The organism is Rhizobium sp. R635 (assembly GCF_002211285.1).
Lineage (GTDB): Bacteria > Pseudomonadota > Alphaproteobacteria > Rhizobiales > Rhizobiaceae > Rhizobium.
Window position 1 is genome coordinate 420,216 of the sequence record NZ_LOKX01000001.1, and the last position, 26,675, is coordinate 446,890.

At 62.3% G+C, this 26,675-nt stretch carries 22 protein-coding genes; 9 read left to right on the forward strand and 13 right to left on the reverse strand.

What is annotated here, in order from left to right; genetic code table 11:
* The first annotated feature begins 54 nt into the window (after window positions 1-54).
* Entirely contained in the window at window positions 55-867 is an 813-nt protein-coding gene (locus ATY78_RS01965) for a MipA/OmpV family protein (RefSeq protein ID WP_088680650.1), read from the forward strand.
* Between the two features lie 56 nt (window positions 868-923).
* Window positions 924-1,883: a 4-hydroxybenzoate octaprenyltransferase gene (gene ubiA, locus ATY78_RS01970; protein ID WP_088680651.1), complete on the forward strand. Its 960-nt coding sequence runs from the start codon at window positions 924-926 to the stop codon at window positions 1,881-1,883.
* Between the two features lie 83 nt (window positions 1,884-1,966).
* On the opposite strand, the gene ATY78_RS01975 is transcribed toward ubiA, so the two are convergent.
* The gene (locus tag ATY78_RS01975; RefSeq protein WP_088680652.1) at window positions 1,967-2,533 is read right to left on the reverse strand and encodes a DUF6101 family protein; all 567 of its coding nucleotides are present in this window, start codon (window positions 2,531-2,533) and stop codon (window positions 1,967-1,969) included.
* A gap of 299 nt (window positions 2,534-2,832) precedes the next feature.
* Between ATY78_RS01975 and ATY78_RS01980 the strand changes: the two genes are divergently transcribed.
* Window positions 2,833-6,168 (forward strand): DUF1217 domain-containing protein, encoded by a 3,336-nt coding sequence (locus tag ATY78_RS01980; protein WP_088680653.1) that lies wholly within the window; start codon window positions 2,833-2,835, stop codon window positions 6,166-6,168.
* A 12-nt stretch (window positions 6,169-6,180) separates the two neighbouring features.
* Here the strand turns inward: ATY78_RS01980 and ATY78_RS01985 are convergent, their stop codons facing one another.
* The 3 genes from ATY78_RS01985 to ATY78_RS01995 all read right to left on the reverse strand — a co-directional run bounded on the left by ATY78_RS01985 (window position 6,181) and on the right by ATY78_RS01995 (window position 9,304).
* Window positions 6,181-7,623 (reverse strand): FAD-binding oxidoreductase, encoded by a 1,443-nt coding sequence (locus ATY78_RS01985; RefSeq protein ID WP_088680835.1) that lies wholly within the window; start codon window positions 7,621-7,623, stop codon window positions 6,181-6,183.
* 29 nt (window positions 7,624-7,652) lie between these two features.
* Complete coding sequence (locus ATY78_RS01990) at window positions 7,653-8,627, reverse strand: L-threonylcarbamoyladenylate synthase (RefSeq protein ID WP_088680654.1); 975 nt, start codon at window positions 8,625-8,627, stop codon at window positions 7,653-7,655.
* 68 nt (window positions 8,628-8,695) lie between these two features.
* The gene (locus ATY78_RS01995; protein WP_088680655.1) at window positions 8,696-9,304 is read right to left on the reverse strand and encodes a DUF6656 family protein; all 609 of its coding nucleotides are present in this window, start codon (window positions 9,302-9,304) and stop codon (window positions 8,696-8,698) included.
* A 416-nt stretch (window positions 9,305-9,720) separates the two neighbouring features.
* On the opposite strand from ATY78_RS01995, the gene ATY78_RS02005 reads away from it, so the two are divergent.
* Together ATY78_RS02005 and ATY78_RS02010 are read left to right on the forward strand one after the other, a co-directional pair.
* Window positions 9,721-10,965 carry an aromatic ring-hydroxylating dioxygenase subunit alpha gene (locus ATY78_RS02005; RefSeq protein WP_088680836.1) on the forward strand — a complete coding sequence of 415 codons (1,245 nt, stop codon included), beginning with the start codon at window positions 9,721-9,723 and terminating at the stop codon, window positions 10,963-10,965.
* A 138-nt stretch (window positions 10,966-11,103) separates the two neighbouring features.
* Window positions 11,104-11,574 (forward strand): BA14K family protein, encoded by a 471-nt coding sequence (locus ATY78_RS02010; protein WP_088680656.1) that lies wholly within the window; start codon window positions 11,104-11,106, stop codon window positions 11,572-11,574.
* A gap of 94 nt (window positions 11,575-11,668) precedes the next feature.
* Here ATY78_RS02010 and ATY78_RS02015 read toward each other — a convergent pair whose 3' ends face one another.
* Together ATY78_RS02015 and ATY78_RS02020 are read right to left on the reverse strand one after the other, a co-directional pair.
* The gene (locus tag ATY78_RS02015) at window positions 11,669-11,932 is read right to left on the reverse strand and encodes a DUF982 domain-containing protein (RefSeq protein WP_088680657.1); all 264 of its coding nucleotides are present in this window, start codon (window positions 11,930-11,932) and stop codon (window positions 11,669-11,671) included.
* Between the two features lie 239 nt (window positions 11,933-12,171).
* Complete coding sequence (locus ATY78_RS02020; protein WP_088680658.1) at window positions 12,172-13,167, reverse strand: transporter; 996 nt, start codon at window positions 13,165-13,167, stop codon at window positions 12,172-12,174.
* 307 nt (window positions 13,168-13,474) lie between these two features.
* Between ATY78_RS02020 and ATY78_RS02025 the strand changes: the two genes are divergently transcribed.
* The gene (locus tag ATY78_RS02025; RefSeq protein ID WP_088680659.1) at window positions 13,475-15,253 is read left to right on the forward strand and encodes an acyl-CoA dehydrogenase; all 1,779 of its coding nucleotides are present in this window, start codon (window positions 13,475-13,477) and stop codon (window positions 15,251-15,253) included.
* Between the two features lie 9 nt (window positions 15,254-15,262).
* A complete protein-coding gene (locus ATY78_RS02030) occupies window positions 15,263-16,015 on the forward strand; it encodes a crotonase/enoyl-CoA hydratase family protein (RefSeq protein ID WP_088680660.1) in 753 nt (250 codons plus the stop codon).
* Window positions 16,016-16,033: 18 nt separating this feature from the next.
* Here the strand turns inward: ATY78_RS02030 and ATY78_RS02035 are convergent, their stop codons facing one another.
* Window positions 16,034-17,284 (reverse strand): class I SAM-dependent RNA methyltransferase, encoded by a 1,251-nt coding sequence (locus tag ATY78_RS02035; protein ID WP_088680661.1) that lies wholly within the window; start codon window positions 17,282-17,284, stop codon window positions 16,034-16,036.
* Window positions 17,281-18,027, reverse strand: coding sequence for a TlyA family RNA methyltransferase (locus ATY78_RS02040; RefSeq protein ID WP_088680837.1), 747 nt, complete (start codon window positions 18,025-18,027; stop codon window positions 17,281-17,283). The genes ATY78_RS02035 and ATY78_RS02040 overlap by 4 nt, the downstream gene beginning before the upstream one ends.
* 131 nt (window positions 18,028-18,158) lie before the next feature.
* Here ATY78_RS02040 and ATY78_RS02045 point away from each other — a divergent pair, with 131 nt between their 5' ends.
* Both ATY78_RS02045 and ATY78_RS02050 read left to right on the forward strand, forming a co-directional pair.
* Window positions 18,159-19,154, forward strand: a complete 996-nt coding sequence (locus ATY78_RS02045; RefSeq protein ID WP_088680662.1) for a DUF4424 domain-containing protein — start codon at window positions 18,159-18,161, stop codon at window positions 19,152-19,154.
* 234 nt (window positions 19,155-19,388) lie between these two features.
* The gene (locus tag ATY78_RS02050; protein ID WP_088680663.1) at window positions 19,389-21,329 is read left to right on the forward strand and encodes a methyl-accepting chemotaxis protein; all 1,941 of its coding nucleotides are present in this window, start codon (window positions 19,389-19,391) and stop codon (window positions 21,327-21,329) included.
* A gap of 146 nt (window positions 21,330-21,475) precedes the next feature.
* On the opposite strand, the gene dxs is transcribed toward ATY78_RS02050, so the two are convergent.
* From dxs to ATY78_RS02075, 5 genes are all read right to left on the reverse strand, one after another.
* Complete coding sequence (dxs, locus tag ATY78_RS02055) at window positions 21,476-23,392, reverse strand: 1-deoxy-D-xylulose-5-phosphate synthase (RefSeq protein ID WP_088680664.1); 1,917 nt, start codon at window positions 23,390-23,392, stop codon at window positions 21,476-21,478.
* A 159-nt stretch (window positions 23,393-23,551) separates the two neighbouring features.
* Window positions 23,552-24,475, reverse strand: a complete 924-nt coding sequence (locus ATY78_RS02060) for a pirin family protein (RefSeq protein ID WP_088680665.1) — start codon at window positions 24,473-24,475, stop codon at window positions 23,552-23,554.
* A 70-nt stretch (window positions 24,476-24,545) separates the two neighbouring features.
* The gene (locus tag ATY78_RS02065; RefSeq protein ID WP_088680666.1) at window positions 24,546-25,313 is read right to left on the reverse strand and encodes an SDR family oxidoreductase; all 768 of its coding nucleotides are present in this window, start codon (window positions 25,311-25,313) and stop codon (window positions 24,546-24,548) included.
* A gap of 85 nt (window positions 25,314-25,398) precedes the next feature.
* Window positions 25,399-25,650, reverse strand: a complete 252-nt coding sequence (locus ATY78_RS02070) for an exodeoxyribonuclease VII small subunit (protein WP_088680667.1) — start codon at window positions 25,648-25,650, stop codon at window positions 25,399-25,401.
* Window positions 25,651-25,652: 2 nt separating this feature from the next.
* Window positions 25,653-26,588: a histone deacetylase family protein gene (locus ATY78_RS02075; RefSeq protein WP_088680668.1), complete on the reverse strand. Its 936-nt coding sequence runs from the start codon at window positions 26,586-26,588 to the stop codon at window positions 25,653-25,655.
* Between the last annotated feature and the right edge of the window lie 87 nt (window positions 26,589-26,675).

Below are 26,675 nucleotides of genomic sequence, written 5' to 3' on the forward strand. Positions count from 1 at the left end.
TGTAGCCACCGCCGCCCTCCGCGGCTTTGTTTTGCGTTTTTCTGGAGTGCGGACGTGTCTCATCGATCAGTCGTATCGATTTCGTTGCTTATTGCCTTTTCATCCTTTGGTTCGGCCGCCGCGCAGGAGAGCGGCCAGCATTTCTGGTCCGGCGACTGGTATCTGAGCGTCGGCGTCACCGGCTTCTCCGCGCCGAAGTTCGAGGGCTCGTCGCGTTACGAATTCAGGTTCAGCCCGCTGATCTCGGCCGGCCGGCAAGGCTCGGCCCCGCGCTTTTCCTCGCGCAATGACAATCCGTCTCTCGCCCTCATGGACAACGGCACTTTCCGCGCCGGCATCGTCGGCAAATTCGTGCCCTCGCGCGATGAAGGCGACGGCCATGAGTTGAAGGGCATGAAGAAAGTCAAATGGGGTGCGGAAGCCGGCGGCTTCGTCGAAGTCTACCCGACCGATTTCCTGCGCGCCCGCGCCGAAGTCCGCCAGGGCATCCGCTCGCATGATGGCGTCGTCGCCGATCTCGCCGTCGATGCCTTCACCGATATTGCGCCCGACCTGCAACTGTCAGGCGGCCCGCGCGCGACATTCGCCACCAGCGGCTATTACGATGCCTATTACGGCGTCAACGCCAAGCAGGCTGCGGCAAGCGGCCTTGATCCCTACAAGCCGTCATCGGGCATCCAGTCCTATGGTGCCGGTGCAGCCCTGACATGGAAGGCGACGGAAAACCTGTCGGCAAGTTCCTTCCTCGAATATAAGCGGCTTGCCGGTCCTGCCGCCGACAGCAGTCTCGTGCGCGAGCGGGGTTCGAAGAACCAGGTTCTGATCGGCGTTTCGGCGACCTACAGGTTCAATTTCTCGCTCCAGTGATGCGCCGCCGCGATCGCTTCTTGACCGGATCGCCGGCCCGCCGCTAGATGAGCGGTATGCAAGATACCGGTCATTTCAACGATCGCGTCTCCGACGCACCTTCCGATAACTGGGTCTACAAGATCCTGCCGCCGTGGCTTTGGCCTTATGCGCAGCTCGCGCGCTGGGATCGGCCCATCGGCTGGCAGCTCCTGATGTGGCCGTGCTTCTGGTCGGCCACGCTGGCCGCCAATGCGGCGATCGGCGAGGGACGGTATTCCGGCAGCCTGCTGGTCTCCCATCTCTTCCTCTATTTCATCGGCGCGGTCGCCATGCGCGGCGCCGGCTGCACCTACAACGATCTGGTCGACCACGAGATCGACATGGAAGTGGCGCGTACGCGTTCGCGCCCGCTCCCTTCCGGCCGTGTCACACGCGCCCACGCAAAGATTTTCATCGGCCTCCAGGCGCTTGTCGGCCTTTTCGTGCTGCTGCAGTTCAACTGGCTGACCGTCTTTCTCGGCGTTCTCTCGCTGGGGATCGTGGCGCTTTATCCCTTTGCCAAACGCTTCACCGACTGGCCGCAATTCTTCCTGGGACTTGCCTTCTCGTGGGGCGCCCTGATGGGCTGGGCCGGCATATCAGGCGGCCTCTCCTTCGCCGCCATCCTGCTTTATGCCGCCTCCGTCGCCTGGACGATCGGTTACGACACGATCTATGCTCATCAGGACAAGGAAGATGATGAACTGATCGGCGTGCGCTCCACGGCGCGCCTCTTCGGCGACAGGACGCGGCAATGGCTGATCGGTCTCTACGGGCTGACGCTGGTGCTGATGTTTGCCGCTTTCCTTCTCGGCGACGCCAATCTCATCGCTTTCTTGGCGCTCATCGGTGCCGCCGGCATGTTCGCCTGGCAGATCGTCCGGCTTGATATCGATGATCCCGCCCAATGCCTGGCGCTCTTCAAGTCGAACAACCGCGTCGGCCTGATCATCTTCTTCGGCCTCTTCGTCTCGCTGCTGTTCGCCATTCCCTGAATGGAACGATAAACCCGGCGCGGGCGCCGGGTTTCAAAATGGTTCTAAAGCGGCCTTGCCGAATGGCGCTGTCGCGATTTCGCTCAGTTGCGGGCGATGATTTCCTTGCCTTCGATCTTCATGGCAACGCCCAGCCGGCCGGTGGTGCGGCGGACAAGGAAGCGCGGACGGCGATTGGCGAAGTAGGAATGCCGGCGGCGCGGCTTGAGATCGCCGGTGCGAAGGCTCCCGATATGGTCTTCAAGCGGCCGCGCGACACCATCGGCCTCGACCATCAGCATCGGAATGCGGAAGGCTTCCGACCAGCTGCGCCAGTCGGCGGCGATATCGCTGAGATCATGGGCGACGAGCAGCGGAATGCAGAGTTCCGGGTCCGCATGGTGGAGTTCGAGCGTCACGGTGACTTCGCCGTCGCCGTGGTCTATGGCGCGGGCCGCGACACCCTGAAAGACGCGCTTCGGCAAGGCAATCGACAGCGGCAGGCCGCTGGAGGGAAGGATCTTACGCAGGACCGCGCCGCGCTCGTCTATCGTGATACTGACGTCATCCGAACAATCATGGATGGCGTAGCTGACCTGCTGGGGAAAGCGGGACGGATCGAGGCGCAGCGTCGTGCCAGCCCAGGCGGGCTTCATAACGGGATTGATCATTTCATTCTACCCTTGTCTTACCTGAGAGCCGGTTTCCGGTCTTCTCCTCGGGACTTTTCGTCCTCTATGGCCGACAATAGGCGGCTGCCCTTCCGTACAGCTTAAAAATTGCGGTTAAGAAAACTTTGCCTCCTACGATGGTTATCAAAACCGAATCCGGCAGGGTTTCCGGAAGGTGAACGGTGCGCTGTGCTGAAATGATGCAAGCCTCGGGTAAGCCTCGGGTAAGTTTTGCGTGGCAAAATGGGGCCACCAGCAGTTCGTCGTTCTTTAGAGATTTTGCCAAAAGGGCGCTTTTTATGATCACGGCTTCCCTCGCTTACACGATCCTGTCGAAGGATATGACGTCGAGCCTCAACAAGGTTGCGGCGCAGTCGACGGTCAAGAAGGATGCCCAGTACTACGCGGACAATATCAACAAGGTCACCTCGGTCGACGACTTCCTCGGCGACTACAAGCTCTACAGCTATGCGATGAAGGCCTATGGCCTCGAGGACATGACCTACGCTAAGGCCTTCATGAAGAAGGTTCTCGAGAGCGATCTCACCGACCCCAACAGCTACGCCAACAAGCTCTCCGATACGCGCTACCGCGAATTTGCCGCCGCCTTCAACTTCAACGCGCCTGAAAAGGACGTGCAGACGGATGCGCAGGAGGACGATCTCATCGGCCTCTACAAGCAGTCCTTCATCGATGCCGACAAGGCGGCGAGCGCCGAGAGCACCTATTACAGCAACAATATCGACGCCGTACAGACCGTCGACGATCTGGTCAACAACACAAGGCTGCGCACCTATGTGCTGAAGACTTTCAAGATCGATCCGACCTATGCGTCGACGGATTTTCTGCGGCAGGTGCTGACGAGTGATCTCAGCGACCCCACGAGCTTCGTCAACACGCAAGGCGGCGACAAGTACAAGGCGCTTGCCGCCCAGTTCAGCTTCAACGCCGACGGCACCGTCAATGGCACCGCCCAGACCACCGCTCAGAAGGCTTCGGTCATCGAGACCTACACGCTGAACTCGCAGTCCGTCATCATCGACAATTCGGTCGGTTCGGATGTCGTCTACGTCAGCAAGACGGCGGCCGACTACAACAAGGCCTATTACACAGCCAAGATCGGCACGATCACCAATGTCGACGATCTGGTCGCCGACAGTCGCCTGGCGTCCTATATCAAGACGGCCTACAGCATGGGCGCCGATTTCACCGCGGCCGCGCTGAAGACGGTGCTGACCGATCCCGGCTATGCCCAACTGATGGGCTTTACCAATGTCTATAACGCTTTCAACTTCAACGCTGACGGTTCGACCTCGAACACGGTGCGGGCGCAGTCGATCGATCAGGCGAACAAGCTGACATCGGCGGCGTCGAGCACCACCAATTATTACACCCTCACCTCGCGATCGAGCAGCATCACCAATGTCGACGACCTGCTCGCTGACGGCGTGATGGCGCGCTACATCAAGGATGCCTACGGCCTCGGCGTAAACTTCAGCAATGCCGAGCTGAAGAGCATTTTGACGGATTCGGCCTATGCTGCGGCCCAAGGGAAGGCCGGCCTCAATGCCGACTTCAACTTCAATGCCGATGGCTCGATCAACGGTTCGCTGATCCAGACCGATACGCAGCTCAAGTCGACCACCGACAAGTCTGCGGCGAATGCAACGCACTTCAACGGCATGATCGGCAGCGTCAACAACGTCGACGACATCATGTCCGATCCCGTTGCCGTCAGCTATATCAGAACCAGCATGCAGATCGCGGACAGCGTCTCCGATGCGACCTTGAGGACATTCCTCGTCGATCCGGCGGCTGCCAGCGCTCAAGGCTACAGCGACGTTCACGAGCTCTTCAATTTCAAGACGGACGGGTCGGTCGCTACCCTCTATGCTTCGCAGAGTGCCGCACAAAGCGCGAGCACCGCCAGCAAGGCCGATAATGCTGCGGTCTATTACCAGTCCACGATCGCGGGCATCTCAAATGTCGATCAGCTGCTGGCGGACCAAAAGTTGAACAATTTCGTCCGCAACGCCTATGGCGTCCCATCGACGGTCAGTGACGTCGATCTTCGTGCCATCCTCACCGATCAGAGCGGCACCGGCACCTATGCCGACGTCGCCGCCGCCTTCAACTTCCAGGTAGACGGTTCGCTCGAGGATGGCATGGCGGCGCAGACGGCCACCCAGATCAGCAACACGAAATTTGCAGCCGCCGCACGCACGGATGACTATTCCTCCCGGATGGCGACGATTACCAACGTCGATGATCTCATTGCCGATCCTGCCATCACCAATTTCCTGAAGAGCACCTACAACCTGCCGACCAATATCTCGGACGCCGACCTGAGGAGCATCCTGACCGATCCGGCGGCCGCTTCCGCAGCCGGCTACGCCGATCTGAATGCCGATTTCAACTTCGCCGCCGACGGGTCGCTTCCGGTTGTCAGCTCGGTCCAGACCGCCGCCCAGGCGCAGACCACCAACGACAATTATGCAGCGCGCTATGACGACGAGCGCGATGAGGCGATCGACGAGGTCGCCGACAATTACAAGAGCATGATGGCCGACAGCACCAGTCTGCTCGATTTCTCCGAGATCAAGAGCGTCAACGATTTCCTGCGCACCAATTCGGCGGCGGACTTCACCAAGAGCAACGACAATCTGCCGGATCTCTTTCATGTGGCGTTGCAGGCCTTTGGCCTGACCGATCAGGAGGTATCGCGCTCGATGATGCGCAAGATCCTGACGAGCGACGCATACGACCCGAACGGCTATATCGCCTCCCTCAAGGACGAGCGCATCACCAACCTTGCTCGCGCCTTCAATTTCGGCCCCGACGGCAAGGCGGCGTCGCCCTTCCAGGCGCTTCCGGACGCCACCATGGCCAAATACGCCACCGACTACAAGTCGCATGTCACCATGCTGCTGAAGGACGGCCCGGTGAAGGACAAGGCGGCCAAGGATGCGACGGCCGAGGTCGATTATTTCGCAAAGGGCATGGCGAAGGTGAAGTCGCTCGACGATTTCCTCGACGACAGCCGGCTGACCGACCTGGTGCTGAAGGCGAACAACCTTGACCCGAAGGATTACGACAAGGCCACGCTGAAGAAGATCTTCACTTCGGATCCCGACGACAAGAAGAGCTATCTGAACGACAAGGCCGATGCGCGCTTCAAGGATATCGTCGCCGCCTTCAACTTCGACAAGGACGGCAATCTGACCCGCGCCAAGATTGGCGCCGTCCAGAACAAGGCGGCCGAGGATCGCACGCAGCAGCTCTACCTGCAGCAGACGCTGGAAACCCAGGAGGGCGAAACCAACGACGGTGTGCGCCTGGCGCTCTACTTCAGCCGCAAGGCCTCGAGCATCACCTCGATCTATTCGATCCTCGGCGATAAGGCGCTCTACCAGGTCATCACGACCGCCTACAGCCTGCCGTCGCAGATTTCAGGCATGGATGTCGCCAAGCAGGCCGATCTCATCAACCGCTTCGTCAAGCTGGAGGATCTTCAGGATCCGAAAAAGGTCGACAAGCTGCTGAAACGCTTCACCGCGATGTACGACGTCCAGAACACCTCGCAGCAGTCGCCGGCGCTGATGATCCTGACCGGCGGCGGCACGCAGCAGGCCTGATGGCGCTGACGGTCAGCCTCGCGGATCGAGGCTGACAACCTTCCCCGGATTCATGATATCAGCCGGATCGAAGGCGCGCTTGATGCGGCGCATCAGTTCGATCTCGATTGCCGGGCGGATCGCCGCCAGCTCGTCGCGCTTCAGCTGGCCGATCCCGTGCTCGGCCGAGATCGAGCCGCCATGAGCAAGCACCAGCCCATGCACGATATGGTTCATTTCGCGCCAGCGGGCGATGAAGGCCGCCTTGTCGGCGCCGACCGGCTGCGAAATATTGTAATGGATATTGCCGTCGCCCATATGGCCGAAGGCGCAGATGCGGGCGCCCGGCATCGCCTTCATCACTGCCGCTTCCGCCTCGGCCATGAAATGCGGGATCTTCGACACCGGCACCGAAACGTCGTGCTTGATCGACCCGCCTTCCGGCTTCTGAGCATCCGACATGCTTTCGCGCATGTGCCAGATTGCTTTCTGCTGCGCCACGGATGCGGCGATTGCGGCATCCAGCACCAGCCCGGCCCCGAAACCCTGTTCCAACAGGCCATTCATCATCCGCTCCGCAGTCTCGGCCGAGTCCGAGGTCGAGATGTCGATCAGCACGTACCAGGGATAGGCCGCATTGAGGGGATCGCGCACACCCTCGATATGACGGGTGGTGATCTCGACGCCGAAACGCGGCATCAGTTCGAAACCGGTGAGCGAGGCGCCGCAGAGGCTTGAGGCAAGGTTGAAAAGGGCAAGCGCATCCTCGACCGAATTCACGCCGGCAAATGCCACCTGATGGCCGAGCGGCTGCGGGAAGAGTTTCAGCACGGCGCCGGTGATGATGCCGAGCGTGCCTTCGGCGCCGATGAAGAGGTCGCGCAGGTCGTAGCCGGTATTGTCCTTCTTCAAGCGACGTAACCCGTCCCAGATTTCGCCGGTCGGCAGCACCACTTCGAGGCCGAGGCAGAGCTGGCGCATATTGCCGTAGGCAAGCACGGCCGTGCCGCCGGCATTGGTCGAAAGGTTGCCGCCGATGCGGCAGGAGCCCTCCGAGCCGAGCGACAGCGGAAAGAGCCGCCCATGCGCCTCGGCCGCCTTCTGCACTTCGGCCAGGATGGCGCCGCCATCGGCCACCAGCACGTTCGCCACCGGATCGACATCGCGAATCCGGTTCATGCGTTCGAGCGAGAGGATGATATCGCACTTGCCCTCGCGCGGCGTCTGGCCGCCGACGAGACCGGTATTGCCGGTCTGCGGCACGATCGCCGTTCCGGTCTCGGTCGCGAGCTTCATGATCGCGGAGACTTCCTCGACCGAACCGGGCTTCAACAGGAGAGGGGAGGAGCCGTGATAGAGCCCTCGGTTTTCGACCAGATGCGGCGCAAGATCAGCCTCGCTGCGAAGCGCGTGCCTGCTGCCGACGATGGCTGCGAAGCGGTCGAGATGTTCGGTGGAAATGCTGGGACTGCTCATCGGGCGATTCTCCATCCTCATTCTCGGCTTCAGTCGCGGGGGGCGGCAGCCCGCTGCAGGCGGTCGTTGATGGCCTCGCCCAGCCCTTCTTCGGGAATGGGCGAAAAGGCGATGCTCGACGCGCCGCTGGCGTCGGCCCGCTTCATGTAGTCGAAAAGATTTGCCGCTGCCTCGGCAAGATCGCCGCGCGGGCTGAGATCGAGAACGATTCGCGCGCCGTCCGCGCCGGAGACGGCAGGGCCGCCGAAGGTGATCAGCGCTTCTCCGGGTTCCGCCGCCGTCGCGTTGAGACGCACCGACGCCCCCGGCGCGTAATGCGAGGCGAGCATGCCGGGCGCCTCGATCGCCGCCGATGCCGTCCTCGGCCGCAGCAGCCGCTGGCCTGCGACGCGCTCGATCTCGCGTGCCGCCAACCCGCCGGGGCGCAGCAGCCTCAGCCGGCCTTCCTCTACTTTGACGATCGTCGATTCGACGCCGACCGCACTTGGACCCGCGTCGAGGATCAACGGGATTTTCGTCCCGAGATCGGCTTCGACATGGGCGGCGCTCGTCGCGCTGATCCCGCCCGAGGTGTTGGCGCTGGGTGCGGCAAGCGGATGTCCCAAGGCGCCGATCAAGGCGCCCGCGAAACCCATCGGCACACGCACGCCGACGCTGTCGAGCCCGGCGGTCGCCAGCGAGTGGATCGGGCTGTCAGGCTTCAGCGGCAGCACGAGCGTCAGTGGCCCGGGCCAGAAGGCGATGGCGAGCGCCCGCGAAACCGGGTCGAATTCGGCATGCTCTTCAGCCATCTCAAGATCGGCCATGTGGCAGATCAGCGGGTTGAAGCGCGGCCGTCCCTTGGTCTCATAGATGCGGGTGATCGCCGCCGGATTGGTGGCGTCGGCAGCGAGGCCATAGACGGTCTCCGTCGGGATGGCGATGGCGAAGCCGTCGGCCAGCGCGGCCGAGCCCGCTTCGAGCGCTGCCTGCCGATCCGTCCTGATGTCGATGATGCGTGCCATATGCTGCCCGTGTCTGGTTCCGGCAGTCATTAGGCTTTCCGCCGCCCGCGATCAATCGCCTTGTTCGCCTAGAGTTGGCGGATGATTTCGCGCAGTTGTTCGTTGCGGGCGCCAAGCAGCAGGATGTTGCGGATCGCCGCCTGCGGATCATGGGTGCGGAAGAGCAGCCCGTTGCCGCGCACCGACCGGTCGATGCTCATCTTTTCCGAGGAATCCTCGCCCGGTTTCATCGCGACGGCAAAATACATCCTGGAATAGCCGACATCGATGCGTTCGAAGAAGTTGTCGTTGTCGCCGATATCGGAATAGAAATTGGAGATGTAGAAGGCCCAGCTCACCTCTTCATAATGAGCGAACTTCGTGCGTGAGGCCGTCACGTGGCAATAGCCGAGATGCGGGCTGTCCTCCAGCGTCCGGTGGAAGATCATCTTCGGAAACTGGATCGAGTGGTGAAAGCCGTTGATGTGCTGATGCGTCTTCTCGCCGGCCACCTGCAGCTTGCGGCCGGTTTTTGCGGCGACCTCGTCATGGGTGAGGTAACGCCTTTCCTCCGCCAGCCAGTGCCGCCGCTCGCGGGGGATGCGGCCGGTGCGCAAGAATTCGGAATGGGCGGCAATCGGCTGCCGTTCCTGGAATCTGGTCGGGTCTTTCGCATCGAAATAACGGAGTTTGGCCATGGTTCGCGTTCTCCGGTCGGCCTGCAATCGTGAAGAAGATAGGACGGTATGCTTAAGGCGGTGTTAAGAAGCGGCCGGGGCTTTTTCAGGAACAGGGCAAGCGCCGTCAGATGTCGCAAATAAGACAAATATCGATATCCCGCACCTGATCTCTTCGCGGAACCGGCCTTTACGCCGCGTCGTAACTGACGATAATTGCCGGGAGAGTCGGGCGATGCGATCGACCGGGATGAGCCGCTTGCGCCTTGCTGCATCCTGTCGTCAATTTCGAAGCCGATGTCGCATTGTAACCAAGGGGCGGTCATAGCAGGTGATTAAATGACCCCATGAACAATTCTCCTGATGGAGAGGAAGCGGTCTCGCTTCCGCCGGCCTTCTCTCCCGAAGGCGGTAGCCCGGTGCACGAGGACATGAAGATGGATATTCGCAGCAACGTTTTACGTCAGCTCAAGAACCGCCGCGAGGGATTCAGCCTCGAGCAGCCGTTCTACACCGACGAGGATTATTTCCAGCTCGACATGGAGATGATCTATTATCGCGACTGGCTGTTCATCGGCCATGATTGCGAACTGCCGAAGGCGGGAGCCTATTTCACCGTCCAGATCGGCAAATATCCGGTCGTCATCGTCCGCGGCCGCGACAATGTCATTCGCGCCTTCCACAATAGCTGTCGCCATCGCGGTTCGCGCGTCTGCACCAAGGAGCACGGCTCCTCCGTGCGTCTCGTCTGCCCCTATCACCAGTGGACCTATGATCTCGACGGCAAGCTCGCCTTCGCCCGTCACATGGGCGATGATTTCGACAAATCGGGCTTCAACCTGAAGCCGGTCCATTGCGAAAGCGTGGCAGGCTACATTTTCATCTGCCTCGCCAACACTGCCCCGGATTTCCAGCCGGTGCGCGACAAGATCGAGCCCTATATGGCGCCGCACGGGATCGGCGAAACCAAGGTCGCCTTCCAGAGCACGATCATCGAGAAGGGCAACTGGAAACTCGTCTGGGAGAATAACCGCGAGTGCTATCACTGCGCCGCCAATCACCCCGAACTCTGCCGCACCTATCCCGAAGCGCCGAGCGTGACGGGCACGGATGGCGGCGCCGACGATCCCGAGATCGCCGGCCATTGGGCGCGCTGCGAGGCCGCCGGCCTGCCGAGCAAGTTCCAGATTTCGCCGGACGGTCAGTTCCGCACCGCCCGCATGCCGCTGATCGAGGACGCCGAGAGCTACACCATGTCCGGCAAGCCCGCCGTCAATCGCCGGATTTCCGACGATATCTCGATCAACCGCATCGGCACCATGCTCCTCTTCCACTATCCGACGACGTGGAACCACCTGCTCGGCGACCACGCCATCTCCTTCCGCGTGCTGCCTCTCAATGCCAACGAGACGGCGGTGACGACCAAGTGGCTCGTCCACAAGGATGCGGTCGAAGGCGTGGATTACAATCTGGAAGAACTGACCCACGTCTGGACCGAGACCAACGATCAGGACCGCCGCATCGTCGAAGAAAACGCCTTCGGCATTCACTCGCCCGCCTATGAGCCCGGCCCCTATTCTGTCGTGCATGAAGGCGGCGTCATGCAGTTCCTCGAATGGTATTCGAACTTCATGGTGAATCGTCTGCAGGGCGATCAGGCGAAAATCTCTGCCGTGGCGTAGAACACTGACCGGTTAATGTCCGGTTCAGTTCGACTTCTCTAAAAGGGAAAGCAGCCGGTTCCCCGGCCGCTTTCGGAACCATTCGGGCGCGAAAGCGTTGCTGAGCAGGCGGTGTCCGCTGTTGAATGGGAGAAAGAAATGATCGGGCTGAGAAACAAGATCGCGACCGCAGTTCTGGCTGCCGCCGTCGTTCTGACAGGCTTCGTGCCGTCGCAGGCAATGCAGATGCCCACCGCCCCGCAGATGGAAAAACCTTCCGCGGTCGAGAACGTCCAGTACCGCCGCTACTATCGCGGCGATTACTACCGGCCCGGCTATCGCCCCGGCGCTTACTACCGGCCCGGCTATTACGGCGGCTATCGCGGATATAGCTACTACCGCCCGGGCTATCGCCGCTATAACGGCTACTGGTATCCGCTCGCTGCCTTCGGCGCCGGAGCGGTCATCGGCGGCGCTATCGTCGCCCAGCCGCGTTACGTCGAGCCCGCGCCTCGCATGGGGTCAAGCCACGTCGCCTGGTGCGCCAACCGCTACCGGTCTTATCGCGCTTACGACAATACCTTCCAGCCCTATAACGGCCCGCGCCAGCAGTGCTATTCGCCATATTGATAGGTCCCGAATACTGCTTCTCACCCTGACCCTCTCCCCGAAAAACGGGAGAGGGGACGTGTCAAGCGCGAAACAAGCGGCCGTCCTGCGAAACTCAGTGAACGACGGTGATCACCGAAATGCCAGCTTCGTCGGCGGCACGGATAAGCGCTGTGCGCGCGACCTGAGCCGGAATTTCCCCATGAATGGCATCCCGGCACGCCCTGATCGCAATAAGATATTCCTCTCCATCGTCGATCGGCCAGCCAATCGTCAGCATCTCGGCAGCCTGCCCGAGGGTTGCAACAAGCTTGTATTTTTCCGGCCCACTCACAACGAGCATCAGAGGGGCAAACTCTCCGGATGTGCACCATTTCATGACATTAGGTCTCCCCACGGTAAATACATTAGTAACCGTGCAAGAACCGTTCCGGGCGATGCGGCTGGCGCTGCGTGGACAGAGATGGCGTCCAACTGCAGGGAATTTATTGAAGCCGCGGGCTTGGTTGTGGTCCCAGGGTCAAGCCCTGGGATGGCGGAGTGTGAGGTGAGCCCTGTGGGAAACGTCGCACCTCATGGCAGAACGGAGTTGCCCAGCGCTTACTCCTCCGTTCACCCTCAAAGAATATCCACCCGCCTCAGCAGCCACCAGGCAAAGACGATCGATCCGATGATGAGGATGACGGCATATTCCGTGCCGTAGTCGCCGATGGCGAAGGGCAGGTTGGCCGTGTTCATGCCGAAGAAACCCGTCACGAGGGTCGGCGGCAGCAGGAACGCCGTCATGATCGACAGCAGGTAGAGGTGGCGGTTGGTCTCGGAGGACTGCTTCGAGTCGATTTCTTCGTGCAGCAGGCGCGCCCGGTCCTGTAGGGCATAGATGTCGTGGTCCACCGTCTCCAGCCGGCTCGTCAGCCGCCTGGCGACATCGTCGAAGCCGAAGGGCATCTCGTCCTCGTCGGCTGCCGCCGCCCGGCGCATCAGCGCCAGCACCGTGCGCAGATGCCGATGCAGCCGGACCACGGTTCGCCGCACCGGCGCCAGGCGCCGGCGCTCGTCGCGCGGTGCGTTGTCGTAGACGATATCCTCGATCAGGTTCAGCTCTTCCGTCAGCTCGATGACGATCGCGATCAGCGTGCGCTGGAACTCGATCACCAGCAGTTCGAAAAGATCGACCGGAAGCGCGAACTTGCCCGGATTTTTTTCGATCAGCGCGCGCGCCCGTTCGACGCTGCGCAGCGGCTGCAGCCGGGTGGTGATGATGAAGCGGTCGGACATGGCGAAGTGCAGCCAGCCGAGATTGTTGGTGTCCTGGGCGAAATCCCGCTGGCAGTCGATGAGCGTGCCGTAGAGCATCTGCTCGTCGACGGTGATTGTCGCATGCGTGTCACGCGTTGTCAGCGCCGATTTCGCGTCCTCCGTCAGCCCGTCGAGCGTGTCGAGCAAGGCCGGCACGCGCGCATCGGCAAGGTTGAGGTGTAGCCAGTAGAAACAGTTATCGCCGGTCAGTTCCGCCACCGTGGCACTGTTCGTCAGCCGCACCGCGGTCTTTTCGTTGGGTGAAAAGCGATAGGCCCAGACGAAACCGGGTATGTTGACGGGCAATGTGTCCATTGTTCGCCGGTCCTTTGCGAAGGCGATTCATTCCTGAGCGCATCGCATCGAACTCGATTCACGCGACGGGCTTTAACCGTTTGTCTTGTCATGTCCTTACCCCGGAACCGCTGCGCGCTTCCAGGCGACATGCTTTAGAGATTCTCCATGACGTGCATTTGTGCAAGGGTGCAAGAGCAAAGCGCCATGTCAGCTGAATTATCGCATGGGGCTTCAAGAAATCGAAATTGACGTTTACGTAAAAATCAATTAGCCGTGGCGCTGGAGAGGTCTGTCATGCGCAGGCCGGTCTGCGGAGGAGAAAAGCATGTACAAGGCGCCCGTCGAGGAAATCGCGTTCACGTTGAAGCATGTAGCGGGCATGGGCGAGGCGATTTCGAAAGGGCTTCTCGGCGATCTCGGCGAAGACCTCGTCGACGCCATCCTGGCCGAGGCGGGACGTTTTGCCACAGAGGAAGTAGCGCCTCTCGCTGACATCGGCGACCGCCAGGGCGCCCGCCTGACCGATGGCGAGGTCAGGCTGCCGGATGGCTGGCGCGATCTCTATCGCAATTGGATCGCCGGCGGCTGGAACGGCCTGACGGCGCCCGAAGCATTCGGCGGCCAGGCCTTGCCGCATATGCTGAATGTCGCAGCTCTCGAAATGTGGAACTCCGGCTCCATGGCCTTTGCGCTCGCGCCGACGCTGACGATGGGCGCGATCGAAGCGGTCAGCACCCATGGCAGCGACGCGCTGAAAGACAAATATCTGGAAAAAATGGTGTCGGGCGAATGGAGCGGCACCATGAACCTGACGGAACCGCATGCCGGCTCCGATCTCGGCGTCCTGAAGGCGCGCGCCGAGCGCCGCGCCGATGGCAGCTACCGCATCTTTGGCCAGAAGATCTTCATCACCTGGGGCGAGCATGACGCGGCCGACAACATCATCCATCTGGTGCTGGCCCGCCTTCCGGATGCGCCGGCCGGCACACGCGGCATCTCGCTTTTCCTGGTGCCGAAATTCCTGGTGAACGACGACGGTTCGCTTGGAGCCCGCAATGATCTGTTCTGCCACTCGCTGGAGCACAAGCTCGGCATCCACGGCTCGCCGACCTGCACGATGATCTACGGTGACGGTAAATTCGGCGACGAAAAGGGTGCTGTCGGATGGCTGGTTGGCGAGGAGAACAAGGGGCTCGCCTGCATGTTCACGATGATGAACAATGCCCGTCTTGCCGTCGGCATGCAGGGCGTTGCGGTCTCGGAGGCCGCCACCCAGAAGGCCGTCGCCTTTGCCAGGGAGCGCACGCAGGGCAGGGCGCCCGGCTGGACCGGCGCCGGCATGAGCCCGATCGTCGAACATCCTGACGTCGCCCGCATGCTGCTGACCATGAAGGCGCTGACGCAGGGCGCGCGCGCCATTTCTTACGCCTGCGCCCATGCGATCGACATGTCTCACCTGGCAAGCGAGGGCCGCCATCATTGGCAGGAGCGCGCCGCCCTGCTGACGCCGATCGCCAAGTCCTTCTCGACGGATGCCGGCGTCGAGGTCGCCTCGCTCGGCATTCAGGTGCATGGCGGCATGGGCTTCATCGAGGAGACGGGTGCAGCGCGTTATCTTCGCGACGCCCGCATTGCCCCGATCTACGAAGGCACCAACGGCATTCAGGCGATCGATCTCGTCACCCGCAAGCTGCCGCTCTCCGGCGGCGATCAGGTGAGAGGCTTCATCGCCGAGCTCAGGACGGTCGCCGATGATGTGCGTCACTCCAATCTCGATAGTTTCGGTCAAACGGCTGCAAGGCTCGACGCTGCCATCGCCGACCTCGACGAGACCACTGCCTGGCTGTTGAAGATGCTTGCCGATGGCAGGGCCGCCGAGGCGCTCTCGGGCGCCACACCCTATCAGCGCCTGTTCGGGCTCGCGCTTACCGGCTGCTACCTCGCCAAGGGCGCTCTCGCCGGGAGTGCCGATGGCGCAGGCGAAGGCCGTATCGCACTTTGCCGTTTCGCCGCCGAAAATCTGCTGGCGGAAACCGCAGCCCTTCGCGACCGGGTCGTCAATGGCGCAGCCAGTCTCGCCGCCGCCCGCATCCTGCTTGCCTGAGGAAACACAATGACCGATCACATCGTCGTCGAACAGCCTTCCGCCCATCCCGGCGTCCAGCTCATCCGCTTCAACCGGCCGGAAAAGAAGAACGCCATCACACGGGCCATGTACCGTGTGATGACCGATGCGCTGAATGCGGCGAACGCCAATCCCGAGATCCGCGCCACTGCCTTCCTCGGCACGGAAGGCTCATTCTCGGCCGGCAACGACATGGGCGATTTTCTCGCCGCGGCGATGGGCGGCGGCCTGGGGCAGGAGCTCCTCGATTTCCTCTATGCGCTGGTAAACGCTGAAAAGCCGATCGTTTCGGGCGTCGACGGACTTGCGATCGGCATCGGCACCACGATGCATCTCCATTGCGATCTGACCATCGCCTCGGATCGAAGCCAGTTCCGCACTCCCTTCGTCGATCTGGCGCTGGTGCCGGAGGCGGCCTCGAGCCTCATCGCGCCGCGCCTGATGGGCCATCAGCGCGCCTTCGCCCTGCTTGCGGCGGGCGAAGCCTTTTCGGCTGAAGAGGCGAAGGAAGCCGGTCTGGTCTGGAAAGTCGTCGAACCGGGTGAAGTCGATGCCCTGACGCTTGCCACCGCAGCCCGCCTCGCGGCCAAACCGCCGGAAGCGCTACGCATTGCCCGCGATCTCATCCGCGGCGAGCGCAGCGAAATCATCGCCCGCATCGACGAGGAGGCCCGGCATTTCTCGGCGCGCCTCAAGAGCGCCGAGGCCCGGGCCGCTTTCGAAGCCTTCATGCGTCGCTGACACCGGCGGCCTCGACGCCTATTTTTCCAGCGTCGCCACCACCTCGACATGCGAGGTCCAGAGGAACTGGTCGATCGGCGTCACCCTGGTGATCCGGTAGCCGCCCTCGACGAGGATCGCGAGGTCGCGCGCCAGCGTCAATGGATTGCAGCTGACGGCCGCGATCTTCTTCACCGCCGAGCGCGCCAGTTCCTTGCACTGGAACTCAGCGCCCGCACGCGGCGGATCGAAGACGACGGCATCGAAAGGCTTGAACTCCTGCGTCATCAAAGGACGGCGAAAGAGATCGCGCTTCTCGATGGTGACGGGTTTCAGTCCCTGCGTGTTGCGTGCGGCGTGGTCGAGCGCGGCGAGCGCCGCGCCCTCCGCCTCGACCGCGTGCACACGGCCGATCCGCGCCAGCCGCAGCGAAAACGTACCGGCGCCGGCAAAGAGATCGGCAATTCGCTTCGCCTTGCCGGCATGGGCAAGCACCAGCTCCGCCATCGCCTCTTCCGCCGGTTTCGTCGCCTGGGCAAAGCCGCCCGGCGGCGGGGAAACCTGGACACCGCCGAAATCGATGAGCGGCTTCGACGGTTCGACCAGGATCTCTCCATTCACCGTCACGCGGGCAATGCCGCGCAGGCTGAGTACGGTCTCGATCGCCTTTCGCCGCTGCTGGTCGGAAAGTTTCTTCACTTCGTCGGCAGCGACATCGAGACCGGAGAGGGTTTCGAGCACCGCGACCCGGAAAGGTTCGGCATTGGTTGCCAGCGAGGCCGCAATCGCCTTGATCGCCGGCAGCCGGGCGATGATCCCTGCCGACGAGATCGGACATTCCTCGATCGCGACGATGTGGTGGCTTTCGGCCTGGTTGAAACCGATCAGCATGTCCTTCTCGGTCTTACGCGCCGCAAACACCACGCGGCGGCGTTCGCCCGGCCGGGCCGGAACCACCTCGCCGACATCAGGCGTCAAACCCTTGGATTTCAGCGCTTCGATGACCAGTTGGCGCTTGAAGGCGCGGTAGGGGCCGTCTGTCAGATGCTGCAACGTGCAGCCGCCGCAGGTGCCGTTGACGCCGTCAGGACCGAAATGCCGGCAGGGCGGTTCCTGCCGCTCGGTTGAAGGCGTCGTGATCGACATGATCGTGCCCTGGTTCCTGACGCGGGCGATTGCCACCGTTTCCCCGGGCAGGGAGAAGGGCACATAAACAGGTCCGCCGGCATTGCTTGCGATGCCGTCGCCCTGGGCGCCGAGTTTTTCGATCGTGACGGTTTCGGTGCTCACGGTTTCAATCCTGCCAGAAGGAATTCCTGATTGCCGTCGCCGCCGGAAATCGGGGAGGGGATGAGGCCATGGCTTTTCCAGCCCATGTCCTCGATGAACCAGCGCTCCAATTCCGAGGCGACGGCCGGAGCGGAAGCGGGATCTTTCAGCAAGCCGCCCTTGCCGATCGCCTCGCGCCCGGCCTCGAACTGCGGCTTGACCAGCAGGACGGCTGTCGCGCCCGGCTCGGCGATATCGAGCGCCGGCGCCAATGCGAGCTTCAGCGAGATGAAGGAAACGTCGGAAACGATGAAGGTGGCGGAATGGCCGATATCGTCTGCCGTCAGGTTGCGGGCGTTGAGGCCTTCCTTGTTCGTCACGCGCGGATCGCCCGATATGCGCGGATGCATCTGCCCATGGCCGACATCGATCGCCGTGACGTGCGCAGCACCCCGCTGCAGCAGCACCTCGGTGAAGCCGCCTGTGGAAGCGCCGATATCGAGACACTGATGGCCGCCAGGGTCGAGGCGGAAATGATCGAGGGCTGCGGCAAGCTTCAGCGCTGCGCGCGAGACATAGTCCTGCGCGGGATCATCGATCTCTATTGCCGCGTCTTCGCCAAAGAGCGCGCCGGCTTTCGTTATCACCTGGCCGCCGATCCTGACCGTGCCGCGCTGCACGGCGTCGCGAGCCCGCGAGCGGCTGGAAAAGAGGCCGCGGGAAACGAGAAGCTGGTCGAGGCGGTGGCTGTTTTGATCGGACATCGGCTGTGAATGACCGGCAAAGCGGCTGCTTGCAAGCTTTTTGTTCCCGAGAGCGTCATTGACCCTCAAAAGCTTTCGGCGATAATCCTGCCGCGGCAATCGCGGGGCGGCCGCAGGCAAGGGGGTGTTTCATGATGAAGCTCTTCACTCTTCTAGTCGCGGCGGCGGCGATCGCTTCGCCCGCGCTTGCGAACGATACGATGGCCGAGGTCAAGACCGGCGGGCTGATTTTCGCCCAATCCGACGATGTCAGCATGGCGGAAGAGGATCTTTTCATCTCCGCCTCGGAAGTGCGCGTCGGCTACGTCTTCGAGAACATGTCCGACAAGGACGTCGAGAGCCTGGTTGCCTTTCCGATGCCCGACATAACGGGCCAGGTGGACAACAATTCAGCCATATCGGACTATGACAGCGATAATTTCCTGCATTTTTCCACCGTGCAGGACGGCAGGCCGATCACCGCCAAGCTGCAGCAGCGCGTCATCTCGCTTGGCATCGACGTGACGGACGAGTTTGCCAAATACGCCATTCCCGTCCTGCCCTACAGCCAGAAGACTCTCGACGCACTCGCCAAGCTTCCCGAAGCCGTCCGAAAGGACTGGATCGCCCGCGGCCTGATCTATGCGATTACGGACGCCGATCTTGTGCCGCTCTGGACGCTACGTTCGACCTATTGGTGGCGCACCACCTTTCCGGCGAAGAAGAAGGTCAGTGTCCAGCATCGCTACACGCCGGCCGTCGGCGGCACCGTGGCCATCAGCTTTCTCGAAGGTGGCGAGCCGAAGGGCGAACGCTTCGAGGAATATTCCCGCAAATACTGCCTGGATGCGGACTTTGTCAGAACTGCCCGGCAGCGGGCGGGGGAGGCCGAAGCCGGCGGAGCCAACTATACCGAAAGCTGGATCTCCTATGTGCTGTCGACCGGCGCCAACTGGGCGGGGCCGATCCGGCGCTTCCAGCTCACGATTGACAAGGGCAAGCCCGGCAGTCTCATCAGCTTCTGCGGCAGCAACGTTCAGAAGATCGGTCCGACGACCTTCCGGATGACAGCGGAGGATTTCGATCCCGAGAGGGATTTCGATATTCTGATCCTCAATTCGCCGGAAGCGGAACCGAAGACGCCTTGATTTAAGCAACTTTAATCATGGCTTGGGCCGCTGCTGCTCCGCCTAATTTAAACAAATCTAAAGCTCGCCCGCATAGGTTCGGTTCGATTGCAGCGGTTCGTTTGAACCGCTTCGTGCCATGAAGGCGCAAGGCGTCTCCCCGCCGATCATGTTCCTAATTCAGAAGGTCCTGCGGTTGCGCTTCAGGCGCGACCCGCCTTCGCCGCGTTGACTGTCGTCAGGAGAAATTCACCGATGTCCGCTAAAAACATATCCTTGAACGGGAAGCTTGCGGCCACGTTCGCAGCCCTCATCCTCATCTTCGTGTCCGTTTCCGCCTTCGTTTATTCCAAGGCGACGGCATCGGCGGCCGCTTCCGCCGAGCAGGAAAAGTCCGAGCTGCTGGTCAACCAGATCGACGATGCGCTGCAGGCGATGCTCGAGCAGGCCGTCAATCTGCGCGGCTTCATTCTCTTCCGCAGCGACAGCACCTACGGCGATATCTTCGCCAACCGCGAGCGCATGCTGAAGGCGATCGCCGCCGCCAAGCAGACGGCCGCAGCCGAACCGCCACTGGTCGAAATGATCGACGGCATGCAGAAGGCTGCCGACCTTTATTTCCATGAGCTCGCCGAGCCGCAGACCAAGGCGCGCAAGGAAACCGACATGCCGATCGAGGAAGTCGTCAAGATCGGCGTCAACGCCACCAAGGGCCAGCTCGACGGTTTCCGCCAGGCTTCCGCCAAGATCAAGGCCACCGCACGCGAAAAGTCGAATGCGCTCGCTGCGCTTCGGGCCGATGCCAACAGCGATCTGGCGACGACGCTGCTTGCCGGTGGCATCCTTGCCTCGCTTGCCGCCGCCGTTCTCGCCTGGCTCATGTCGCGCACCATCGTCCGCCCGATCGTCGGCATGACGGCTGCCATGGATCGCCTGGCCGGCGGTGAAAACGATATCGAGGTTCCGGCCACGGACCGCGGTGACGAAGTCGGCCGCATGGCCCAGTCGGTGCTGGTCTTTAAGCAGGCCGCGATCGAGAAGCTGCGCCTTTCCGGCGAGACCGACCGCATGCGCGACGACGCCGAGCGCCAGCGCCGGGCAACCGACGAACAGAAGGCTCGCGAGGAGGGCGAACTCCGCTTTGCCATCGACGCTCTGGCTGGCGGCCTGGCCGGCCTTGCCGAGGGCGATGTCGCCGCGCGCATCCAGACGCCGTTCGCGTCGCAATATGATAGCCTGCGCAGCGACTTCAACCATGCCGTCGAAAAGCTGCAGGCGGCTCTCCAGTCGGTCGGCCACAACGCCTCGGCGATCAACGCCGGCGCCGGCGAGATCCGCTCCGCCGCCGACGATCTTGCCCACCGCACCGAGCAGCAGGCTGCCGCCGTCGAAGAAACCGCAGCAGCGCTCGAGGAAGTGACCACGACGGTCCGCGACAGCGCCAAGCGCGCCGAGGATGTCGGCAATCTCGTCGAGCGTACCCGCGTCGGTGCCGAAAAATCCGGCGAAGTCGTCCGCAAGGCTGTCTCTGCCATGGAGCAGATCGAGAAATCCTCGGGCGAAATCTCCAACATCATCGGCGTTATCGACGACATTGCCTTCCAGACCAACTTGCTTGCTCTCAACGCAGGCGTCGAAGCAGCGCGCGCCGGTGAAGCCGGCAAGGGCTTTGCCGTCGTCGCCCAGGAAGTGCGCGAGCTCGCCCAGCGCTCGGCCAATGCCGCCAAGGAGATCAAGGCGCTGATCACCAATTCCGGCACCCACGTCCAGACCGGGGTGTCGCTGGTCGGCGAAACCGGCAAGGCCTTGGAAGCGATCGTCGCCGAAGTGCAGGAAATCAACCACCACGTCAACGCGATCGTCACCGCTACGCGCGAACAGTCGATCGGCCTTCAGGAAATCAACACCGCCGTCAACAATATGGACCAGGGCACGCAGCAGAACGCCGCGATGGTCGAAGAACAGACCGCGGCAAGCCATGCGCTCGCCCAGGAAGCAAACGCCCTCGACGAGCTGCTGCATCAGTTCAAGTTGGGCCAGGTGAGCGCCGCTGCCGCCGCACCGCGCGCCGCCGCCGCCACCTCCCGCCCGGTCGCCTCACCGGCCCGCGCGCTGACCCGCACCGTCGCCAAGGCTTTCGGCGGCAGGCAGGCAAGTGCTGCGGCTGCGGTTCAGGAAGAGTGGACGGAGTTCTGAGAGCGTCGCTTTCGGAAGGGGCGTAAAATGCAGAGGGCGGCGCAGAGATGTGCCGCCCTTTTTAACTGACGAATCTGCTTGGTGGCCCCCTCATCCGCCCTACCGTAGGGCGGATGAGGGGGCCACACGGCACACCTCACATAATCTTATCCCGCCACGCCCACAGCAACACCACGCCCCAGCGCCCTGAACACCGTCGACACAATCCCGGCGCGATCAAGCCCCGCATGAGCGTGCATAGCCTCGGGCTTGGCCTGCTCCATCCAGATGTCGGGCATGACGAGCGAGCGTATTTTCAGCCCATTGTCGAGCAGGCCTTCGCCGGCGAGGAATTGCATCACCTGGCTGCCGAAGCCGCCGACAGAGCCTTCCTCGACGGTGATCAGCATCTCGTGGTGACGGGCGAGCTGACGGATGAGATCGTGGTCGAGCGGCTTGGCGAAGCGCGCATCGGCGACTGTCGTCGAAAGTCCGGCCGCGTCGAGATCTTCGGCGGCAAGCAGACAGTCGGCAAGCCGTGTACCGAAGGAGAGCAGCGCCACCTTGGCGCCTTCCTTGACGATGCGGCCCTTGCCGATCTGCAGGATTTCGCCGCGCACCGGCATCTCGACGCCGACGCCTTCGCCGCGCGGATAACGGAACGAGATCGGCCCGGCGTCATAGGCGGCGGCTGTACGCACCATATGCTTGAGTTCCGCCTCGTCGGCTGCCGCCATCACCACGAAGCCGGGCAGGGTGGCGAGGAAGGCGGTGTCGAACGAACCGGCATGTGTCGGTCCATCGGCGCCGACGAAACCGGCACGGTCGATCGGGAAGCGCACCGGCAGGCCCTGGATCGCGACATCGTGCACGACCTGGTCATAGGCGCGCTGCAGGAAGGTGGAATAGAGCGCCGCGAACGGCTTGTAGCCTTCGGCCGCAAGGCCGGCGGCGAAGGTCACGGCATGCTGTTCGGCAATGCCGACGTCGAAGCAGCGCGACGGAAAGGCTTCGGCGAGCTTGTCGAGGCCGGTGCCATTCGGCATGGCGGCAGTGATGCCGACGATCTTGTCGTCGAGAGTCGCTTCCTGCACCAGCGCTTCGGCAAAGACGCTAGTATAGCTCGGCGCGTTCGGCTTGACCCGCGCCTGGGCGCCGGTGATGACGTCGAACTTGTTGACCCCGTGATATTTATCGGCTGCGGCTTCCGCCGGCGGATAGCCCTTGCCCTTCTGTGTGACCACATGGATCAGCACCGGCCCGCGCCCATTGTCGCGCACGTTTCGCAGCACCGGCAGAAGGTGTTCGAAGGAATGCCCGTCGATCGGCCCGATATGATAAAAGCCCATCTCCTCGAACATCGTGCCGCCGGTGACGTAGCCGCGCGCATGTTCCACGGCGCGGGTAATGGCCCGGTCGATATTCTTGCCGAGATAGGCCGTCAGCTTCTTGCCGAAGTCGCGGAAGCCCATATAGGTGCGGCCCGAGGCGAGGCGGGCGAGATAGGCGCTCATTGCACCCGTCGGCGGCGCGATCGACATGTCGTTGTCGTTGAGGATGACGATGAGGCGGGCATCGAGCGCGCCGGCATTGTTCAGCGCCTCATAGGCCATGCCGGCCGACATCGCCCCGTCGCCGATGACGGCGATGACGCGGCGGTCGTTCTTGTCGAGATCGGCGGCGATCGCCATGCCGAGGCCGGCCGAGATCGAGGTCGAAGAGTGCGCCGCCCCGAAGGGATCATATTCGCTCTCTGCCCGGCGGGTGAAGCCGGAAAGACCGTTTTCCTGGCGCAGCGTCCGGATGCGGTCGCGTCGGCCGGTCAGAATCTTGTGCGGATAGCATTGATGGCCGACATCGAAAATCAGCCGGTCGTTCGGCGTGTCGAAGACACTGTGGATGGCGATCGTCAGCTCGACCACGCCGAGGCCGGCGCCGAGATGGCCGCCGGTGCGCGATACCGCATCGATCATTTCATCCCGGACTTCGCGGGCAAGCTGCGGCAGGTCGCGATCCTCGAGCTTGCGCAGGTCGGCGGGGTAGATGACCTGGTCGAGCAGGGGGGTCTTCGGCAGTTGTGTCACGGGCGGGCGCTCTTTCTTGCTTTTCCTTATTCCGCTTTATTCGATTAGAATGCGGCAAAACAAGTGCATTTCAGGAACCGAAGGTTTGCACCTTAGAACATGATGCCGAAAAGTGTGAACGGTTTTCGGGCAACATCATGCTCTATTCCCTAGTTTAGTTCAGCCTTCCGGCAAAGGCACGAATTCCTCTTCGTCGCCTGGAACGATATCGAAGCGGCCGGTGCGCCACTCCTCTTTCGCTTTTTCGATCCGCTCCTTCGAGGAAGAAACGAAATTCCACCAGATATAGCGTTTCGAATTCAGCGCCGCGCCGCCGAAGAGCATCAGGTGACAGCCGTCGCTGCCCGCTTCGAGCGTGATCGCATCGCCGGGCCGGAAGACCAGCAACTGATCGGCGGCGAAACGGTCGCCTGCGATGACGACCTCGCCCGACAGCACGTAGACGGCCCGCTCCTCATGGCCCGCGCCGAAGGGAAATTTGGCGCCCGGCTCCAGGTTCAAATCGACATAGAGCGTATCGGAGAAAACGCCGACGGGGGATGTCATGCCTTCGAACGAGCCGATGACGACACGTCCGCGCACGCCGCTCGCCTCGATCAGCGGCATGTCGGTCTTTTCCGTGTGAGCGAAGGAGGGGGCGATCTCCTCCTTGTCGTCCGGCAGCGCCAACCAGGTCTGCAGCCCGGACATCAGCAGTGGATGGCCGCGCAGATTGTCGGGCGTCCGTTCGGAATGCACGATGCCGCGCCCCGCCGTCATCAGGTTGATGTCGCCGGGCCGGATGACCTTTTCGGTGCCGAGACTGTCGCGATGGCGGATCTCGCCGTCGAAGAGATAAGTGACGGTGGAAAGTCCGATATGCGGATGCGGCTTGACGTCGAGCGCTTCGTTCGGTTTCAGGATCGCCGGCCCCATGCGGTCGAAGAAAATGAACGGCCCGACGAGCCGTCGCTGTCTCGTGGGCAGCGCGCGGCGCACCTGGAAGCCGCCGATATCGCTGGTGCGCGGGATGATCAGGTTCTCGATCGCGTCGCAGGCGAAGGCATCGCCGGGCAGGGGATCTTTACCGGGAAAGAAGGACATGTCGGATCTCCGATCACAAACTCTGCGATCAGAGATAGTGCCTGGCGGTCCATTACGAAAGAGCGCCGGCTCAGATCGCGGTGAAGCCGTTGTCGACGAAGAGATGAGCGCCGTTGACGAAGCTCGACTCGTCACTGGCGAGATAAAGAGCGGCCCGCGCCACATCTTCCGGTTCGCCGATCCGTCCCTGCTGCGCGGCGATGGCGGCATCCGAAACGTCGACGCCGAGCGCCTGCAGGTCGGCGACCTCGCGCAACCCATGCGGCGTGCGGATGAAGCCGGGGCAGACGGCGTTGCAGCGGATGTTGCGGTCGCGAAACTCCACCGCGATGGCGCGGGCAAACATGTGCACGGCGCCCTTCGTCGTATCGTAAAGCACTTCCATCGGCGTGGCGGCGACCGCCGAGATCGACGAGGTGCAGACGATCGAACCGCCGCCGGCCGCAATCATCTTCGGCAGCACGGCCTTGGTCATCAGGAACATGGAACGCACATTGACGGCATGCAGCCAATCCCATTCCTGAACGGTCGTTTCGAGGAACGGTTTGATGACGATCGTGCCGGCGTGATTGAAGAGCACCGTCACCGCGCCATAACGTTCCTCGACGCCCGCGACGGCTGCATTGACGGCTGCTTCGTCCGAGACATCGGCCGTCCAGTGATCGGCTTCGCCGCCGGCATCACGGATCGCCTTGACGGTCTCGGCCGCCGCCTGGCCGTTGCGGTCGATGATCGCGACGCGCGCCCCTTCCACCGCAAAAAGCTTCGAGGCTGCGCCGCCCATGCCCGTGGCGCCGCCTGATATAATGGCGACCTTGCCCTTCAATCTGTCCGTCATTTCTCTGTCCCCTCATCGTTCCGAAAGGGATCATAGATCGGCCGCAAGCCGATCGCCAAGCGTCTTCGAAAACTCTTCGGTCGGCTCAGGCGCCGTCCAGCGGCTCGACGCCCTGCGGCTTGCCGGCGCGGTCGAGCCGGATCTTCTCGATACGGTTCTCGGCGGTCGAAAGCAGGGTTTCGCAATGTTTCTTCAGCGCTTCGCCGCGCTCGTAGATCTCGATCGATTCATCAAGCGCCACGTCGCCGCGTTCAAGCCGCGCGACGATGCTTTCGAGTTCGGCGACCGCCTTTTCGAAGGAAAGGCCCGATACTTCAGGCTTGGCGCTGTCAGTCATTCTCAACCCTTCATCATTCTCAGAATATGCATGCCCGCCGATTCGGCGAGCCCTTCCAGATCATAGCCGCCTTCGAGCAGGCTGACGACCCGGTTCTGCGCATGCCGGTCCGCCAGTTCCAGGATTCGCCCTGTCGCCCAGTCGAAATCCTCGCCCGTCAGATTGATCTGCGCCAGCGGATCGCGGTGATGCGCGTCGAAGCCGGCGGAGATGATGATGAGATCCGGCCGGAAATCGGCAAGTGCGGGCAGCACCCGCGATTTGAACGCCTCGCGGAAATGGTCGCTGCCGACATTCGGCGAAAGCGGCGCATTGACGATGGTATTGTGCTTGCCCTTTTCCTCCTTGGCGCCGGTGCCGGGATAGAGCGGCATCTGGTGCGTCGAGCAGAACAGCACCGATGCATCGTCCCAGAAGATATCCTGCGTGCCGTTGCCGTGATGCACGTCCCAATCGACGATGGCGACGCGTTCGGCGCCATGCGTCTTTTGCGCGTGGCGAGCGGCGATCGCCGCATTGTTGAAGAAGCAGAAGCCCATCGCCGTCGTTTTCTCGGCGTGGTGCCCGGGCGGACGGGCGGCGACGAAGACATTGTCGGCCCGGCCGGTAAAGACGTCGTCGACGGCGGCCATCGCCCCGCCGATACCGGTGAGCGCCGCCTGCAGGCTCTTTTGGCTGGCGTAGGTATCGGCTTCGAGCTGGTTGATCCGATCTTCTTCCTCGGGAATTTCCCGCATCACGGCGGCAAGATGCTCCTCCGGATGCGCAAGCAGCACAGCATCCTCGTTCGCCTGCGGCGCCTGTTTGCGGTCCAGCCGCTCGAAATTCGGATGTTCCAGCGCGACATTGATGGCGCGGATCCGGTCGGACCGCTCCGGATGGCCGGAGGGCGTCACATGTTCCAGGAAGATCGGGTGTTCGTAAAGACGGGTGCTCATGGAGACACTCTATCGGTCGCTTGTGACATGTTCCACAGCAGATGGGGCATTGCCCGTCGATTTCAACAAGCGCTGCTGCTGTGCTTC

Excerpts from the sequence above, each read along its gene's own strand:
- ATY78_RS02015 (WP_088680657.1), bottom strand. The coding sequence starts at position 11,932 with ATGAAATGGTGCACATCCGGAGAGTTTGCCCCTCTGATGCTCGTTGTG.
- ATY78_RS02075 (WP_088680668.1), bottom strand. The coding sequence starts at position 26,588 with ATGAGCACCCGTCTTTACGAACACCCGATCTTCCTGGAACATGTGACG.
- ATY78_RS02045 (WP_088680662.1), top strand. The coding sequence starts at position 18,159 with ATGATGAAGCTCTTCACTCTTCTAGTCGCGGCGGCGGCGATCGCTTCG.
- ATY78_RS02040 (WP_088680837.1), bottom strand. The coding sequence starts at position 18,027 with ATGTCCGATCAAAACAGCCACCGCCTCGACCAGCTTCTCGTTTCCCGC.
- ATY78_RS01975 (WP_088680652.1), bottom strand. The coding sequence starts at position 2,533 with ATGATCAATCCCGTTATGAAGCCCGCCTGGGCTGGCACGACGCTGCGC.
- ATY78_RS02005 (WP_088680836.1), top strand. The coding sequence starts at position 9,721 with ATGGATATTCGCAGCAACGTTTTACGTCAGCTCAAGAACCGCCGCGAG.
- ATY78_RS01985 (WP_088680835.1), bottom strand. The coding sequence starts at position 7,623 with ATGAGCAGTCCCAGCATTTCCACCGAACATCTCGACCGCTTCGCAGCC.
- ATY78_RS02070 (WP_088680667.1), bottom strand. The coding sequence starts at position 25,650 with ATGACTGACAGCGCCAAGCCTGAAGTATCGGGCCTTTCCTTCGAAAAG.
- ATY78_RS02020 (WP_088680658.1), bottom strand. The coding sequence starts at position 13,167 with ATGGACACATTGCCCGTCAACATACCCGGTTTCGTCTGGGCCTATCGC.
- ATY78_RS02010 (WP_088680656.1), top strand. The coding sequence starts at position 11,104 with ATGATCGGGCTGAGAAACAAGATCGCGACCGCAGTTCTGGCTGCCGCC.
- ATY78_RS02065 (WP_088680666.1), bottom strand. The coding sequence starts at position 25,313 with ATGACGGACAGATTGAAGGGCAAGGTCGCCATTATATCAGGCGGCGCC.
- ATY78_RS01995 (WP_088680655.1), bottom strand. The coding sequence starts at position 9,304 with ATGGCCAAACTCCGTTATTTCGATGCGAAAGACCCGACCAGATTCCAG.
- ATY78_RS02060 (WP_088680665.1), bottom strand. The coding sequence starts at position 24,475 with ATGTCCTTCTTTCCCGGTAAAGATCCCCTGCCCGGCGATGCCTTCGCC.
- ATY78_RS02050 (WP_088680663.1), top strand. The coding sequence starts at position 19,389 with ATGTCCGCTAAAAACATATCCTTGAACGGGAAGCTTGCGGCCACGTTC.
- ATY78_RS02025 (WP_088680659.1), top strand. The coding sequence starts at position 13,475 with ATGTACAAGGCGCCCGTCGAGGAAATCGCGTTCACGTTGAAGCATGTA.
- ubiA (WP_088680651.1), top strand. The coding sequence starts at position 924 with ATGCAAGATACCGGTCATTTCAACGATCGCGTCTCCGACGCACCTTCC.
- ATY78_RS01990 (WP_088680654.1), bottom strand. The coding sequence starts at position 8,627 with ATGGCACGCATCATCGACATCAGGACGGATCGGCAGGCAGCGCTCGAA.
- ATY78_RS01980 (WP_088680653.1), top strand. The coding sequence starts at position 2,833 with ATGATCACGGCTTCCCTCGCTTACACGATCCTGTCGAAGGATATGACG.
- ATY78_RS02030 (WP_088680660.1), top strand. The coding sequence starts at position 15,263 with ATGACCGATCACATCGTCGTCGAACAGCCTTCCGCCCATCCCGGCGTC.